The sequence below is a fragment of the Spongiibacter marinus genome, assembly GCF_016906995.1.
Taxonomy (GTDB): domain Bacteria; phylum Pseudomonadota; class Gammaproteobacteria; order Pseudomonadales; family Spongiibacteraceae; genus Spongiibacter; species Spongiibacter marinus.
The window spans coordinates 310,229-325,767 of record NZ_JAFBBD010000003.1 but is presented as its reverse complement, the minus strand read 5'-3'; the positions used below and the strand labels follow the sequence as shown (position 1 = coordinate 325,767).

Below are 15,539 nucleotides of genomic sequence, written 5' to 3'. Positions count from 1 at the left end.
TAGTTTCTCCTAGTAACTACCCAATGGCAAAGCGCGGCCCAGAGGCCGCGCTAATATTGTTGTTTTATAGAGCGAAGTCCCCGAAGAGAGCAGTGCAATCATCGAAGGAGAAGTCAATATCCTCAAAGCCGCTGGTATCGCCCAGCCCCAGAATGAAGTCCAGCAGGCCTCCCACTATATCCAGCGTCGTGGAGAGAATACAGGAGTCGAGGAAGTCGACCAGTACGCCAAGACCGGGAACATCGCCGACGCCGTTAATCAAGCCATCGGTGATGGTCGCCAAGCCAAAGCCGAGGTCTGGTGCATCTGCGCTCAGGCCAGTGAAATCACCGTAGAGCAGACCGTCGAGGATTTCCTCTACGGGCAATGCGCCACCGTCGTCATTGGCAACCAGGCTGGCTAGCAGCGGGTCTGCAACCAGGCTTACGCCGTAGATGACAGGCAGAAGAATGCCCGGGCCGTCGCCGTCAACGAATGACAGTGAGCCGCCGAGCGTCAGTACGGGCTCCAGTGTTTCGCAGAGTTCGTTAGACGAGGCAAGCAGTGTGTCGTCCGCGGCAGGCAGAACCAGAACAGTGGTGCCGTCAACCGTACGGATGTCCTCAGGGATTTGCTTGCTTTCGTCTTTCAGCGCAAAGCCTGTTACGCACACCGTGTTAAGGCGCAGTAAGCCATCTGACTTCAGGCGACCTTTCTTGTTCGGGTCGAAGCTGGCCGCTGGTGAGTTAACAATAACGCCACCGGTTTCCTCGCCGAGGTCGGGGATTTCACCGAGGTTGGAAATGCTCTGACACATGGCAGGATCTGCCCAGCTGCCACTCCAGTAGCCCGATTCCGCGCTGAACTGGATTTCAGTCTCAGGGGTGACGTAGACGAGGCCGGAGTCCGGTGCATTGGGATCATCCAGATTCGGGTCATCAGAGCCCGGGATATTGGAGAATACGGCGTAAATCTCGAACTGCTGGCCGTTCTCTACAAAGTTTTCGTCATTGCTGACTGACGATACGAGGTCCGAGCGGCCCACACAGGCGAACTGGTCGATTTCCAATTCATCTGGGTTGGAGTTGTTCGGCACCATAAACAGACGTAGCGCCTGCAGTTCGCCGGGATCGCGTGCTTCAACATCTCGGCTGGCGCTGATGTCCTCATCGCTGCCGATGTAAGTCACAGTCAGTGTGAACGCGAGAGGATCCTCCGCCAGCTGAGTGCCGGTTTTGGGCTCGAGAGTGATGACAGGTGTTGCTTCTGCGCTGGGTTCTGCAACATCTGGCGCGGAAGAGGTCCAGCGGATCAGACCATTGGGGCAGGTCTCGAACTCTTGCTCAGTACCGGACAGGCCGCTGAATTTACACAGGGCGCGGTACTCAATGCCATCCAGGAAGCTGTTGACGTAGATGGTATCTGGGCTCTGTTGGGGATCATCCGAGTTGAGGCCGTCAGTGCGCTCAATCTTGATAACGTCTACACGCGCATCGACCAGATTCAGCGTCAGTCTGTCTTGCAACTCGGGAACGCCTTCGCCAAAGTTACCGGTAACAACCGCACTGGGGTTGGCGACAACTTCGACAAGTTTTGCGTAGGCGAGTCGGTCGATAGTGGCGGCTGTACCCTGGTTAGCGTCAACAGCGGGGTCGCTGGAGAAGATATCGGGCTCGTCGACACTCCACGTCGGTGCAGTAGCGTTTTCGCGTTCTTCGCTACACAAGTATTCGGTGAGCGTTTGCGTAGGATCACTAGTCGAGTTGAACGTCTTGCGGGCCACGAACTGAAGGTTTTGCGCGGCGGGTACAAAGATACTGTCAGTATCCAGTCCGCGGCAATCCGCAACGTAGTCCTGATTGAATGCTCCACCTATACTACAGGCATCGCTGGCGGGGTTGATCACCGCGCAGATATCAACGCTGGAGAAGGTTGCTGGGAGAAGTTTGACTAGCAGTTGACGCTCGCCGTTTGGCTCAGCGCCCACGCAAGCGTCGTTGCTGTCGCCGTCAACAGCGAACAGGATGACTTCCTTGGCTTCATTGTTGCCATCGGGAGTGAAGGGGTTGGTATACGTGACATCCACAACACCGTCGCCTGGGGTGACTGGCTGACCGGCTTCAATGGTGGCGAATTCGCTGTTTGAACAAATTACTACAGTATGAGTACGATTTTCGGGCTGCGGGGTGTTGGTGAAATACTGCAGGAGGCGGTAACCATAGGTCTTGCTGTCACTGGGAATCGTCGGGTCAAGCAGGATGCGGTCTTCGCCTACTAGCACGATGTCTCTCGGAGTTGGCGGAACAATGGTGAAGTCGCCTACTCGAGAGGTCCCTTGGAAGGTGCCAGTGATTGACGCGCTGACCACGGCCGCGTCGATCTCCATTTGCTGGGTGCTCTCGATATCGATAACAGTGCCAATACCATTGCGGGTGACCGTCCGGAAAGACAGGTCGCCACCGTCACCTGAAGACAGTGCCGCAAGTGGAGTGTTGGTGAGCGTCCAGTTAACGCGGGAGGTAATGTTTTGGGCTGGGCCGACATTTTTGTTAACGCCGTCAGACTGCAGGGCCATCATTCTCACGGAAATATGGCTGTTACCTGTTCCCGGTAGAGCCGTGATGCCGTCGACGAATTCCAATTGCATGGTCGACGGGTCTATGGTTAATCCCGGGCGGTCGGGGCTGCGGGCATCGCCACCGCCTCCACACGCTGCGAGTAAGAACGATGCGAAAACGAGCGACATCGCTATTTTTATGCTTTTCATGTATTCCCCTCCCGGAGAGTCAAGCTGGTACAACAGGAAATGGGTGTGCGCTTAAGGTTACGTAGTTTTACGGATGTTGTAGGTAAAAACAACAGTCGTCACCTCTAAAGTTAGATGTTAGAGCAAAAAGGCCAAAAATTTCTGTGACCTATGCACGTTTAGACTCTTGATTGGCGCTATTCTAGGGCACCTCTGGTTAGTTCGATGATAACTCAGGCTTTGCCTTATTTCGTTTGGCAAGGCGCGCTCAGGCAGTAAGGCTGGTTGCCTTTCAAGTGGGCGCAACGCCGTCAGGCGAAATAAGACAAAGCCCCGAAGGGCGGGTCTCTGGCGCACTCTGGGCGTCGTTGCAACACTCGTCAAGGAGAACCACCCTTGACCTTCGCGCTGCGCCTCGCCAGTGCACGCCAGAGACTACGCTGAGCCATTACTGAATTAATCAGAGGTGCCCTAGGGCTAAACGACCGCTATGTCGCTGTTACAAAAGCGATTTTAGGCGATGTCGCAAGCTGATGGAGAGTTTGCCTTAACGTGTGTGGTTTTGGCTCGTCCTATCGCGGTATTGCAGAGGATGGGTATGGGGAGTTCGCCCCACTCTTGGGTTTTTGAGTGGGGCGAGGGGAGGGGTTATCGATAGCTCTCTACCGGTGGGCAGGAGCAGATCAAGTTGCGGTCGCCGTAGACATTATCGATGCGATTGACCGTTGGCCAATACTTCGACTCTCTTAAGTCGTTAACGGGCCATGCGGCTTCTTCGCGGCTGTAGGCGCGCGCCCAGTCGCTGCTGATGATATCGGCTTGCGTGTGCGGTGCATTAACCAGTGGGTTATCGTCAGCGGGAAGCTGGCCGGCTTCCACGCGCGCAATTTCCTTGCGAATGTGGATCATGGCGTCGCAGAAGCGATCGAGTTCGGCCTTGGCTTCGCTTTCAGTCGGCTCGATCATGAGTGTACCGGGCACCGGGAAGGACATGGTTGGAGCGTGGAAACCATAATCCATTAAGCGTTTTGCAACGTCTTCTTCGCTGATGCCACTGCTTTCTTTTAAGGGGCGCAGGTCGATAATGCACTCGTGGGCAACGCGACCGTGTTTGCCGGTATAAAGGATGGGGTAGTGGTCAGCCAGGCGCTTGGCCATGTAGTTGGCGTTAAGAATCGCAACTTCCGTGGCGCGGCGAAGTCCGGCGCCGCCCATCATGCGGATATACATCCAGGAGATAGGCAGGATGCTGGCGCTGCCGTAGGTGGCTGCCGATACAGTGTCGTTTTCGCTATCCAGGCCATCAATCGGCTGTACAGGGTGATTGGGCAGAAAGGGAGCCAAGTGGGCTTTAACGCCGATAGGTCCCATGCCCGGGCCGCCACCACCATGGGGAATACAAAATGTCTTGTGTAGGTTGAGGTGGGATACGTCGGCACCAAAATGGCCAGGAGCGGCAAGGCCGACCAGGGCATTCATATTGGCGCCGTCCACGTAAACCTGGCCACCGTGCTCGTGAACGATGTCGCAAATTTCGCGAATGCCTTCTTCGAATACGCCGTGAGTCGAGGGGTAAGTCACCATCAGTGCGGCGAGTTCGTCGCGGTGTTGCTCGGCTTTTTGCCGCAAATCCGCGACATCAACATTGCCCAGCTCGTCGCAGTTGACGATCACCACACGCATACTTGCCATCGCTGCTGACGCGGGGTTCGTACCGTGTGCTGAGCTCGGTATCAGGCAGATGTCGCGCTGCGCATCGCCGCGGCTTTCATGGTAGCGGCGGATGGCAAGCAGTCCGGCATATTCGCCTTGAGAGCCCGCATTCGGCTGCATGGAAAACTTGTCGTAGCCTGTGCATTCCACCAGTTGTTTTTCTAATTCATCAACCAGCTGCAGGTAGCCCGTTATCTGATTTGCGGGGGCGAAGGGGTGAATGCGCCCCAGCTCAGGCCAGGTAACCGGGATCATCTCGCTGCTGGCATTGAGCTTCATGGTGCAGGAGCCGAGCGCGATCATTGAGTGGTTAAGCGCAATGTCCTTGCGCTCCAGGCGGCTCATATAGCGCAGCATTTCTGTTTCAGAGTGGTAGCTATTAAAGACCGGGTGCTCAAGAACGCTGGTGTGACGTTGCATGTCTGTCGGTATTCCCGGCAATTCGCCGAGCTGACTGTCGATATCCGCGACGCTGGGTAGCGCTTGGTCTGCTGCAAATATTGACCAAATTTGCTCGATATCTTCACTGCGAGTGGTTTCATCCAGGCTGATACCGAGGCTGCCGCGGTTGCGCCGGAAGTTTAGTCCCAGCGCTTCTGCTTTGTCGGCCAACTCACTGCTGCGCTCGCCACAGGCGACCGTTAGTGTGTCGAAGAAATGGGTATTGCAGTCGAAACCGAGCTGTTTGAGGCCCGATGCGAGTATGGCGGTAGAGCGATTGACGCGAAGTGCGATCCGGCGAAGCCCCTCAGGACCATGATAAATGGCGTAAAACACCGCCATAATGGCCAGCAGCGCCTGCGAGGTACAGATATTGGAGGTGGCCTTTTCGCGGCGGATATGTTGCTCGCGGGTTTGCATGGCCATGCGCAGTGCCGGTTTTCCGCGACTGTCTACCGACACACCAATGATGCGGCCAGGTACGGAGCGCTTATGCTTGTCTTTGGTTGCAAAAAAGGCTGCGTGGGGGCCGCCAAAGCCCATGGGGACGCCAAAGCGCTGAGCGCTGCCAACGACAATGTCGGCACCCTGTTCGCCAGGAGGTGTGAGTAGCATCAGGCTGAGAAGGTCGGCAGCGACCACGCTAAGGCAGTCTTTCTCCTGCGCGAGCTGACAAAGTCCCCGCAAGTCACGAACTTCACCACCTGTCTGTGGGTATTGAACTAGCACGCCGAAGCAGGGCTGCGCTTCCAGGTCGCTAAAGGCGTCGCCGACGACGATTTCGAGGCCGAGCGCGTCGGCGCGCGTTTTAAGTACCGCGATAGTTTGCGGATGGCAGTGTTGGTCGACGAAAAATACATCACTTTTGTTTTTCCGCGCAGCGCGTTTGCACATCGCCATGGCTTCCGCGGCAGCGGTAGCCTCGTCCAGCAGCGATGCGTTGGCGAGATCCAGTCCGGTGAGGTCGATCACCATTTGTTGGAAATTCAGCAACGCCTCTAGGCGCCCTTGTGCGATCTCCGGCTGGTAGGGTGTGTACGCGGTGTACCAGCCTGGATTTTCCAGTACGTTGCGCAGAATGACCTTGGGAGTATGAGTGTCGTAGTAGCCCATACCGATATAAGAACGGGCAATCGTGTTCTTGGCGGCAATACTGGCCAACTCATCGAGTGCATCTTGTTCGCTGACCCCGTCGGGTAGCGGCAGTGAGTCACGCAAGATGGAGGCGGGAACAGTTTCGCTGATTAATGTCTCTAGCGAGCTGCTGCCCAAGCTATTGAGCATAGCGCGAACTTGCTCTTCGTTGGGGCCGATGTGCCGCTGTTGAAATTCACCTGAGTCACTAAGTTGCTTGAGAGAGTGGGTCATTATTGCAAGGCGCCTGCGTTCAAAAAAAGCGCGCTCATTAAAGCATATTGTGGTTGAAATTTCCCCGGCATTATTGCCGCCAGCTGCGATATTTTCCTTGGAGATCGCCGCATTCAGGCGGTTTATTGTGTGGTTTAACGAATTGTGGAAATTGCGGTCGATAAGCTAAATAAATTCGTTATAAAATGCTATAAACATAGCTCGCTCGTTAGGTTTGTGGGCCGTAGTCAGTAGGAGAATAGAGTGATTCGCAGTGCCACGCTTGCCGTATTGATCGCCGCTGTTTGCAGTGCCTGTGTGATGGCCCCGAACTACCGGGGTGGCCGCACACCCGTCGAGCAAGGTGGCCAGCGTGTTGCCTCTCTGGAAACCGCGCTGGCAGATGCGTTGATCCAGATTGAAAAGCTCAAGGCGCGAGACGGTGGTAGCGCGCTATCGGCAATGCCGCCCGATGCACAGACGGGCGCTTGTTATGCTCGAATGCTGTTGCCGCCAAAATTTATTGATCGCGAAGCCACTCGGGTGGTGAAGGAGTCCAGTGAAAAACTGGAGATGCAGCCCGCCAAAACGGAGTGGCGCGAAGAAAAGGTTGTGGTGAGCGAGGCCTACACGCAATTAAAGGTGGTTCCTGCGACCTATAAATGGGTTGAAGAAAAAACGCAGGTGCTTCCCGCCAGGGTTCGCCAAGAATTGGTGTCTGAGGCTGAATACGAGACAGTAACAGAGAAAATTCTGAGCAAGCCGGCAGAGTCGGTGTGGCGCCCGGGGCGCGGTGCGGTGGAAAAGATTGATGAAGACAGCGGCGAGATTCTCAACTTGGTGGAGGTGCCCGCCAAGTACCGCCGAGTCGAGCGCCAGGTGTTGAAGCGCCCAGCCGTGTACCGCCGCGTTGTTGAGCCCGCCGTTTTCGAGACGGTGAAAAAGCGGGTAATCGACAAGCCTGAACACACGGTTGAGGTGAAGGTGCCTGCAACAACCAAAACGGTGCGCGTGCAGCACGTTGTCGAGCCGGCAAAGGTCAAGCGCATTAAGGTACCTGCTGTGTATGAGCGCTACAGCTATCGTGAAAAAATTGCCGATGAGACCTTGGTGTGGCGGCAAATTCTGTGCAAACGCGACGCAAGTGAAGCCAGAATTCGCAATGTTCAGCGAGCCCTGAACGAGCGCGGCTTTGATGCGGGCTATGCCGATGGCATTCTCGGTAAACGCACACGTACCGCTATTCACAGTTTTCAGCAGGAGAAGGGGTTGGCGACAGGCCGTTTGTCAGTCGAGACCCTGGACGCGTTGGATGTTGCGGCACCCTAGCTAGTGCTGTTCCCTTGCCGCCATATGCATTCGACTGCAAAATGCGGCTATGGAGAACCTTCAACAGTTACTTAATGAAGTAGCGGCATGCCGCCTTTGTGAATCGGCGCTGCCTCTTGGTCCGCGCCCGGTTCTGCGGGTCGCGCAAGAGGCTCGAATTCTTATTATCGGGCAGGCCCCGGGGCTAAAAGTGCACAATAGCGGGCTGCCCTGGGATGACCCTTCAGGTGATCGCCTTCGCGGCTGGTTAAATATCGATCGAGAGCAATTCTATCGCGACGCGCGCCTCGGTATTCTGCCGATGGGCTTTTGTTACCCCGGCAAGGGCAAGAGTGGCGATTTGCCGCCTCGCCCCGAGTGCGCGCCAACATGGCATGAGCGCCTATTGCAGCAGATGCCGCAAATAGAGGTTGTGCTGTTGATCGGCCAGTATGCTCAGAAACGCTATGCCGGTGATGACGAGAAAAACCTCACCGAGCGCGTGCGAAACCAATTGCTAGACGGGCGGTTTATCAGTCTTCCACATCCCTCGCCAAGAAATATCCGTTGGTTTAAGCAAAATCCTTGGTTTGATGAGCAGCTACTGCCATCGTTTCAGCGCCGAATACACCCCCTGCTAAGCGAGTCGTCGTGAGTGATAAAAAACAGTCAGTGATGATTGGGCCCTGGCGGCTGCATCACAGTGAGAATGTCTACGAGAATCCGTGGCTGCGGCTTGAGCATCACGAGGTGACCACGCCGGGAAACACGCCGGGCATCTACGGGAAAGTTTGCTTTAAGAACCGTGCGGTGGGCGTGATACCGGTGGATGAGCAGGGCTACACCTGGTTGGTGGGTCAATATCGCTATCCGCTGCAAGCCTATAGCTGGGAGATACCCGAGGGCGGCTGTCCTCTTGACAGCTCCGCGCCAGAGGCAGCGCTGCGCGAGCTTGCAGAGGAGACCGGCCTGCGTGCGGCGGCGCTGCACCCATTGATGACGCTGCACACCAGCAATTCCTGCACCGATGAAGTCGCACAAATTTATGTAGCGCGGGGCCTAACGCTGGGCGAAAGCGCGCCGGAGCCCTGCGAGGAGCTTGAAATCCGGCGTCTACCCTTGACCGAGGTAATAGACATGGCGCTTTCCGGTGAGATTACCGATGCTATCAGCGTCGCTGCGCTGCTAAAACTGCACGCCTTGTTGCTGAAGTATGAGGGCTGTTGGAGGACGTTGCTTGGGCGCCTGCCGCCCAGTGAGATATAAACAACGTTGTCGGTAATAGCCGCCGGCGGCAAGACAGGGCCCTTGATAGGCGCCTAAGAGGAGGTCGTATGAAACAGATAATGCGGTGGAGCAAGGGTGTGTTTGCTGCTTTGGTTGTCATGCTGTCAACGCTGGCGGGTGCCCATGCGGAAGAGTCCACCAAGGGCTTCAGTCGCGAGCAGGTAATGGAAAAAGCCGGGTTGTTTTTCGGCGAAACAACCGAGGGGTTGGCAAAGGCGGTCGAAAAGGTTTTTGCCGAACAAGGTGAGCCCAACGCCATTATTGTTGGCGAAGAGGTCTCTGCAGCGCTGGGGGTTGGTGTGCGCTACGGCCGCGGTGAATTGCAAACCCTTGGTGGGGAGGTGCGCGCGATATTTTGGCAGGGGCCTTCCATCGGTTTTGATCTCGGGGCAAATGCCTCCAAGGTTTTTACGCTGGTTTATCAGCTTGACGACGTCGAGCGTTTGTATCAGCGCTTCCCGGGCGTGGAAGGGAGTATTTATGTTGCGGCCGGTGTCGGGGTGAATTACCAGCGCAGTGGCGACATCGTATTGGCGCCTATCCGCACGGGTGTTGGTCTGCGTAGCGGCGCCAATGTTGGGTATTTGCAGTACAGCAAAAAAGCCAGCTGGAACCCGTTTTAGGGGCTCGCGCTAAAGCCCGGTTTACGCCGGGCTGGTTTCATCGCTGAGCGCTTCGGTCGTCTTTTCGGCTTGCGCCAGGTAGCGCTGGTGAAGGCAGTGGCAATAGTCGCAGAGGGCATTGACCACAATTTGGCTTCGCAGCGAGATCACCAAGTCGAAAGCGTGCTGAGCATCGGGCAGTTCGGCGTAGGCCACGGGGTTTTTCGAGCTGGCCTTCAACTCTGCATAGAGCTCACGCGACTCTTTCACCGGTACAAGTGTGTCCGCTTCGCCGTGAATAATAAGAAAGGGTGGTGCATCTTCATGTATCCATGACACGGGTGAGGCGCTGCGCCACAGTTCGCCGCCCTCGCTACGCGTCTTCTTAATCACGCGCTCAGCCAGCCATTGTTCTAAACCTTCGTTGTGCCGCTGTGCCTTGCTGTTCAGAAAATCATAGACCCCGTAAAACGGGATGCAGGCTTGCACCTGAGTGTCGCGCTCTTCAAAGCCCGGCTGAAACTCGGCGGCGTTAGCACTCAGTGCTAACAGACTACTTAAATGACCACCAGCAGAGCCGCCCGTGGCAACGATAAAGTCGGGATCACCACCGTAATCGGCGATGTGATCTTTGGTCCAGACCAGCGCGCGTTTGCAGTCGATAATATGGTCGGGGAAGGTTGCCGCCGGACTCAGGCGATATTGAACGGCAACGCAAATCCAGCCGTTTTCGGCCAGCTGTGTCATCAGTGGCAGGGCCTGCTGCTCTTTGCTGCCCAGGTTTTGCATCCATGCGCCGCCGTGTATTTGTAGCAGTACCGGTGCATTTTTGGGGCAATCCCGGCGGCGATAGATGTCGACATGAAGCTTGCGGCCATTAACATCGCAATAGGGAATATCCTTCAAGCGCTCGACCCGCGGGTGGCGAAACGCGAAGGGTTTTAGCAAGCGGTCGCTGTCGGGGGTGTAGTGCAGGTTATCGGGAGTCTGCGGATAATCGTCAGTCTCCAGCGCTTCGCAAACAGCCGCACGCATAATTGCTTCATTATTTCGCGCCCTGAAGTAAAACAAGCCCAGGCTGAGCCAGCTTGCCATGGCGATCAGTAGTCCGAGGCTATCGGCGAGGCCGTCGAGTTCGCCGAATAACACAATCCCCGCCGTAAGCAGCACATTGATGGCTATGATATGCAGACCGAGTTCGCCCGCTAACATGCCAAAAATGAAACTGACGATGCCCATGAATTCAGGTTTACCTTTCCAAGGGTGGTAGGCGTTCCAGCTAAACCAAGCCCAGAAGAGTGAAAGTGTCAGCATTGCGAATGTGCCTCGGTTGATGTGTACGACTCAGCGCGGAGAATGCCCGTAGTGAATGGCAGTAATATGATAAAGCTTTTCGCCGGTTGGCGCTGTGACGGAAATTTCATCATCTACTCGCTTGCCAAGCAAGGCTCTCGCTAGCGGCGAGTCCATGGAAAGTTTGCCACTGCTGACATCAAACTCATCCGGGCCAACAATACGGTAATGGCTTTCGTTACCGTCTTCATCCTCTACGGACACCCATGCGCCGAAGAAGACCCGTTCTCGGTCGCTGGGGAATTCGTCGACCACGGTGATTTCATCGAGTCGTTTGCTGAGAAAGCGCACCCGGCTATCGATTTCTCTCAACCGTTTTTTACCGTAGATATATTATAACCCCACTCACTTTTGTACTATTTATGCCTTATACCAGCTAAATGCTAGATTACGGTGTAGGAATAAGCTTACCTACTCCGATGAAATAACCCTATACTATATAATAAATACTTTGGCGGCGATCCATGTCATATGTGTAGTGGCATAGTGAATTTGGCCACCTAATTAGAGGTGATAGCATCACCTCATTCGATTACAGGTGACCCAATGACCAGACCATCACGCCCGACCTTCAGCCCCGAGTTTCGGCTCGAATCCGCACAGCTCGTCGTTGACCAGGGCTATTCAGTGAAAGACGCCGCCGAAGCCATGAACGTGGGCAAGTCCACGATGGACAAATGGGTTCGCCAGCTCAAGCAAGAACGTTCTGGTGGCAGCTACGATGCCTCTCCTATGACCTCAGAACAGCGTCGTATTCGGGAGCTCGAGCGGCAAGTTAAGCGCCTTGAAACAGAGAAAGACATTTTAAAAAAGGGTATGGCTCTCTTGATGTCAGACGAGCTGAAAAATATTCGATAATTCAGCGGCTTCAAGAGAGCTATCCCGTAAAGCTGCTGTGCCAGACATTCGATAGTCAGCGTAGCAGTTACAAGTACTGGCGTAGTCGCCCAGAAGGCGATAGCCCCTACCGTCGCAAGCTGAAGTTGATGGTACGTGCCGCACACCAGTTGAGTGGTGGCTCCGCAGGTGCCAGAACGGTTGCCTCTATCGTCAACCAGCGAGGCGAAAAGCTAACGCGATATGTGGCGGGTGGTTTGATGAAAGAGTTGGGGCTGGTGAGTAATCAGCTGCCCAAACACGCTTATAAACGGGCTGAGAAGCTGCATGTGGCCATTCCCAACACACTGGATCGGCAGTTCGCTGTGGGTAAACCCAACCAGGTTTGGTGTGGTGATATTACCTACATCTGGACAGGCCAACGATGGGCTTATCTGGCGGTAGTGCTGGATCTATACGCTCGGAAACCGGTTGGCTGGGCGTTGTCGCTAAAGGCTGACAGCGAGCTAACCAGTAAGGCGTTACTGATGGCTTACGAATCGAGAGGAAGGCCTAATGGCTTGTTGTTCCATTCAGATCAAGGCGTTCAATACACCAGCCTGCGCTTCCGGCAACACTTGTGGCGCTACCAGATAAAGCAGAGCATGAGTCGACGGGGTAACTGCTGGGATAATGCACCAATGGAACGGTTCTTCCGCAGCCTGAAAACCGAGTGGGTACCGGAAACGGGATACCGCTCTTTTGCTGAAGCTAAGCAGTCGATCACGGATTATGTGATTGGCTACTACAGCGGAATCAGGCCGCATCGACACAACGATGACCTGCCGCCAAATGTGGCAGAAAGTATGTACTGGAAAACTTATAAACCCGTGGCCAGTTTTACTTGACCACTACACTTCTGGTGCAAGTTCAGGCCGCAGAGTTAGCAGAGGCTAATCGTCTGATTTCAGAATTTCTGCCGCCAGGCTTAGAAATAAAAGTCACAGATAATATTATAAAAGCTGAGCTCAATTTAATTGAGCGAAGAGCACTGGAATACCTGGTGTCTTCCAGTTTTTTGGAAGATGCCGGATTAATACTTGGATCTCGCGGTGATGTCTTAGACGAGGCAGGTAAAACAGTTTTTCCTGTGGGCACTATAGACGCACTTCGAAAGGCTCTTGATAGCTTATAGTGTCGAGCTTATTGATTGGGTGTGTACGATCGACGATTGCTTAATCGGAATGGTGTTATTCGGAGTCTAGGCCATTGATGGTCAATAGTTCCCGATGAAAGCGGCCGAGCATATTTAAAGTCAATTCGTAGGATTCCCGCAACGTTGAAGGCGCTATGGATTGGGATTGGTCTACAGTGGGTTGTACAGGAGTGGTAAACTTTGTTCCAAGAATTATTCGCATATCAGTTGGTGCCGGAGGGTTCTTTTGTCGTGAGGATGAAGGCAGGTCGCCGCCGCGCGTGGGGCGCATGACATCAAATTTCACCGGCTGGACGGTCGGAATATCCTCGGCTAAGCGCTCGGCATATTCAATTAGCGTCGGTTCTGCAGGCATGTTGAGGTAACCTTTTTCACCGCTGAGCCCGTTGGCGCGCAAGATCCGCCCTAGAATCTGTCGAAAATATAATTCCGTTTTTACGCGCGTGAGGTGACAGCAGACGCGCAGACGGGGAACATTAGTGCCTTCGCTGATCATGCCCACAGATATAATCCACTTATCACGGTTGCGCTTGTACCTTCGGATCGTCGCTAGCGGATCATCTTCACGATAGGTGGCAATGGCTGCGTTCTCACCGCATGTGCGCACCAAAAGATCGGCGATAAAGTGTGCGTGAGACACTGAGGCCGCGACGATCAGTCCGCCGGCATTTGGCGAGGTCGCGCGTATTCGTGTCAGAGTATGATTAGCCTGCTGAAGGATGTATGTGATGAGGGCTTCAGTCTCCAACAGTTGCTGGTAGGTGCACTCGCTTTCTGCAAGCAGTTCGCGAAAATTTGTGTACCGGTCGAGGGCATTACCGCGCTGGATCGTTATTCGGTCGTTGTCGACGATGGTCAGCTGTGGCGACCGGCAGACCCCATCGGCGATCGCTCGCGCCAATCCGTACTTGTAGTCGCAGTGGATCTGGCCATTATCCCGGCAGTAGTTTGACAGCGCGATAGGGATGGCGTCGGAACGCCAGGGTGTTCCGGTGAGCGCCAGCGTATAGGCGGCCTGCCCCTGAACTCGCGAAATGACCCGTTCGCCCCAGGCGTTTGCTGTCTCCGGCGTTTGCCCGGCGCAGTGGTGTATTTCGTCAAATATCGCGAATACCCGCTGGCGTCGGAACAGGTCCCAGAAGCTGTCGTTGATACTCAGCATCGCCTGGTACGTCAGGGTGCGTCCGCGTGAGCCCAGCAGGCTGTCAAAGGATTCCTCAAACTGGGTTTCTAGCTCAGTCCGAAAATCGTCTGCCACGATGACCGAGGGGGCGAAACAAACCACCAGGTCAACCAAGCCTGCGTCCAACAAACGCTTGGCCAAAGCGGAGGCCATCCACGTCTTACCGGCCCCTGGCGTTGCTAGACACAGGAAGTGCGGCTGGCCACCACAATAGGCTTGGTACGCCCGAGTGATACACTCAGCCTGCCACTGTCGAAGAGTCATGATTGGGTGGCCGGAAGATGATCGGCGATCACGAATTCCAGTGCTCGTACCCTGCCGAGCATTTTGGTGCAGTGGTCTCGCGCGTCGTTGTAACGTTGTTGAACGGAACTGCGTAGCTCCGGGAATTCGCTGCATAGGGCATCGTATTCCTCGGTTTCACCGATGACCGCCAGGATTTCCCGGTTATAGCGGTGTAGTTTGTCGTGGAGGCTACGCAGCTCGGTCTCGTTCCTGGCATTGTGATGACCCGAGGGTGGCTGATTGTGCTCGAATTTCAGGTGCCCTTCTTGTTCAGCCCCAACGTACCGATAACGAGGCCTGCCGTCGCTGCGTTCAACACGTTGTAATACCGCTATCTCTGTAAGGCGCAATACATTGCGGTACACGAATTGACGGCAGGCTTTCGCCGTTTTCTGGGACCGCGCGGGTAAGGCCATATAGGCAGCTGTCAACTCCGGCACTGTAAAGGTGTCGAGCTGATCTGATTGCAAAAGGGTGGGCAGCTCCGGGTGGATGCGGAGTGGTTTCATAGGCACGTGTAGAAGGCTGAATGTCTCGAATTTCGCGACATTCTTCATTGTCTCTACTATCGAGACAATGAAGCCATCTGCCTATTCACAACATTATGACAAGCTTCGCACTTGGCTCAGGGCCAAGCGTGAAGAACAAGGCTTGTCGCTACGTGCTGTTTCTACGTTGGTAGGCCGGCACCATTCTGTGCTAGGCAAAATGGAGCAGGATCGACGCCGCATCGACATCATTGAGTATGTGGAATACTGTCGGGCCTTAGGAGTCGATCCGCATGAAGGGCTCGAACTTGTCCTGACTTCAATGGCGCTTTCCACCAAACATCGCGGCTAGAGAATATTAAAATGCTACTTTCTTGTTGGATGGCGGTAAGCCATCGGGAAGGGGGCGGTGTGCGCCCGGTAATCATATGTTCCTGAGTCGCTGAGAGTATCGGCTTGTCAGCGAATCTTTCCCAGGATGGGAAGCGATCGACTCGTCAATGCATCAAGGGCTAAATGGCTGAGATAAGCTGCGCCCTAGCAAAAGCAGGCCCCGCAAAAGCTGTTTAACGTTATCCTGCGGATCCCAGCGATAAACTTTGTGCATGCCTACTCCCAATAACCCCAGCACTGTTAAACTGTGGAAAAACTGCCGATGGTGAGGGTTGCCCAGAGAGGGCTCGATCATGTCGGGTAGCTTGCCCAGGTATGTGCCAATGGGTATTGCAACGGTCGGATGATGCAAAGGTGTTGTCTTGTTTTTTTGAGTCATGCT

General features: G+C 54.8%; 12 protein-coding genes and 1 pseudogene. 7 read left to right on the top strand and 6 right to left on the bottom strand.

Annotated features, from left to right (window positions below; genetic code table 11):
* Nucleotides 1-64 precede the first annotated feature (64 nt).
* Nucleotides 65-2,746 (bottom strand): hypothetical protein, encoded by a 2,682-nt coding sequence (locus HNR64_RS06065; protein ID WP_204995637.1) that lies wholly within the window; start codon nt 2,744-2,746, stop codon nt 65-67.
* 627 nt (nt 2,747-3,373) lie between these two features.
* A complete protein-coding gene (gene gcvP, locus HNR64_RS06060) occupies nt 3,374-6,247 on the bottom strand; it encodes an aminomethyl-transferring glycine dehydrogenase (RefSeq protein WP_204995636.1) in 2,874 nt (957 codons plus the stop codon).
* 243 nt (nt 6,248-6,490) lie between these two features.
* Between gcvP and HNR64_RS06055 the strand changes: the two genes are divergently transcribed.
* From HNR64_RS06055 to HNR64_RS06040, 4 genes are all read left to right on the top strand, one after another.
* Nucleotides 6,491-7,555 carry a peptidoglycan-binding protein gene (locus HNR64_RS06055; protein WP_204995635.1) on the top strand — a complete coding sequence of 355 codons (1,065 nt, stop codon included), beginning with the start codon at nt 6,491-6,493 and terminating at the stop codon, nt 7,553-7,555.
* 49 nt (nt 7,556-7,604) lie between these two features.
* The gene (locus tag HNR64_RS06050; protein ID WP_204995634.1) at nt 7,605-8,189 is read left to right on the top strand and encodes a uracil-DNA glycosylase family protein; all 585 of its coding nucleotides are present in this window, start codon (nt 7,605-7,607) and stop codon (nt 8,187-8,189) included.
* Nucleotides 8,186-8,800 carry an NUDIX domain-containing protein gene (locus HNR64_RS06045; RefSeq protein WP_338061816.1) on the top strand — a complete coding sequence of 205 codons (615 nt, stop codon included), beginning with the start codon at nt 8,186-8,188 and terminating at the stop codon, nt 8,798-8,800. Before HNR64_RS06050 ends, HNR64_RS06045 begins: the two co-directional genes overlap by 4 nt.
* A 68-nt stretch (nt 8,801-8,868) precedes the next feature.
* Complete coding sequence (locus HNR64_RS06040) at nt 8,869-9,444, top strand: DUF1134 domain-containing protein (RefSeq protein WP_204995633.1); 576 nt, start codon at nt 8,869-8,871, stop codon at nt 9,442-9,444.
* Nucleotides 9,445-9,465: 21 nt separating this feature from the next.
* Here the strand turns inward: HNR64_RS06040 and HNR64_RS06035 are convergent, their stop codons facing one another.
* Together HNR64_RS06035 and HNR64_RS06030 are read right to left on the bottom strand one after the other, a co-directional pair.
* Complete coding sequence (locus tag HNR64_RS06035; protein WP_204995632.1) at nt 9,466-10,737, bottom strand: alpha/beta hydrolase; 1,272 nt, start codon at nt 10,735-10,737, stop codon at nt 9,466-9,468.
* 30 nt (nt 10,738-10,767) lie between these two features.
* Nucleotides 10,768-11,109, bottom strand: a pseudogene (locus HNR64_RS06030) (GreA/GreB family elongation factor); the annotation flags it as partial.
* A gap of 213 nt (nt 11,110-11,322) precedes the next feature.
* On the opposite strand from HNR64_RS06030, the gene HNR64_RS06025 reads away from it, so the two are divergent.
* A protein-coding gene (locus HNR64_RS06025; protein ID WP_204995631.1) for an IS3 family transposase occupies nt 11,323-12,500 on the top strand; the annotation gives its coding sequence in 2 pieces (ribosomal slippage) (nt 11,323-11,581 and nt 11,581-12,500; 1,179 coding nt in all).
* Entirely contained in the window at nt 12,497-12,787 is a 291-nt protein-coding gene (gmtX, locus tag HNR64_RS06020; RefSeq protein ID WP_204995630.1) for a gamma-mobile-trio protein GmtX, read from the top strand. Before HNR64_RS06025 ends, gmtX begins: the two co-directional genes overlap by 4 nt.
* A 55-nt stretch (nt 12,788-12,842) precedes the next feature.
* On the opposite strand, the gene HNR64_RS06015 is transcribed toward gmtX, so the two are convergent.
* Both HNR64_RS06015 and HNR64_RS06010 read right to left on the bottom strand, forming a co-directional pair.
* Nucleotides 12,843-14,255: a DEAD/DEAH box helicase gene (locus HNR64_RS06015; RefSeq protein ID WP_204995629.1), complete on the bottom strand. Its 1,413-nt coding sequence runs from the start codon at nt 14,253-14,255 to the stop codon at nt 12,843-12,845.
* Entirely contained in the window at nt 14,252-14,785 is a 534-nt protein-coding gene (locus HNR64_RS06010; protein ID WP_204995628.1) for a hypothetical protein, read from the bottom strand. Before HNR64_RS06010 ends, HNR64_RS06015 begins: the two co-directional genes overlap by 4 nt.
* Here HNR64_RS06010 and HNR64_RS06005 point away from each other — a divergent pair.
* Nucleotides 14,769-15,116, top strand: a complete 348-nt coding sequence (locus tag HNR64_RS06005; protein WP_338061815.1) for a helix-turn-helix domain-containing protein — start codon at nt 14,769-14,771, stop codon at nt 15,114-15,116. The genes HNR64_RS06010 and HNR64_RS06005 overlap by 17 nt on opposite strands.
* Nucleotides 15,117-15,539: the final 423 nt, after the last annotated feature.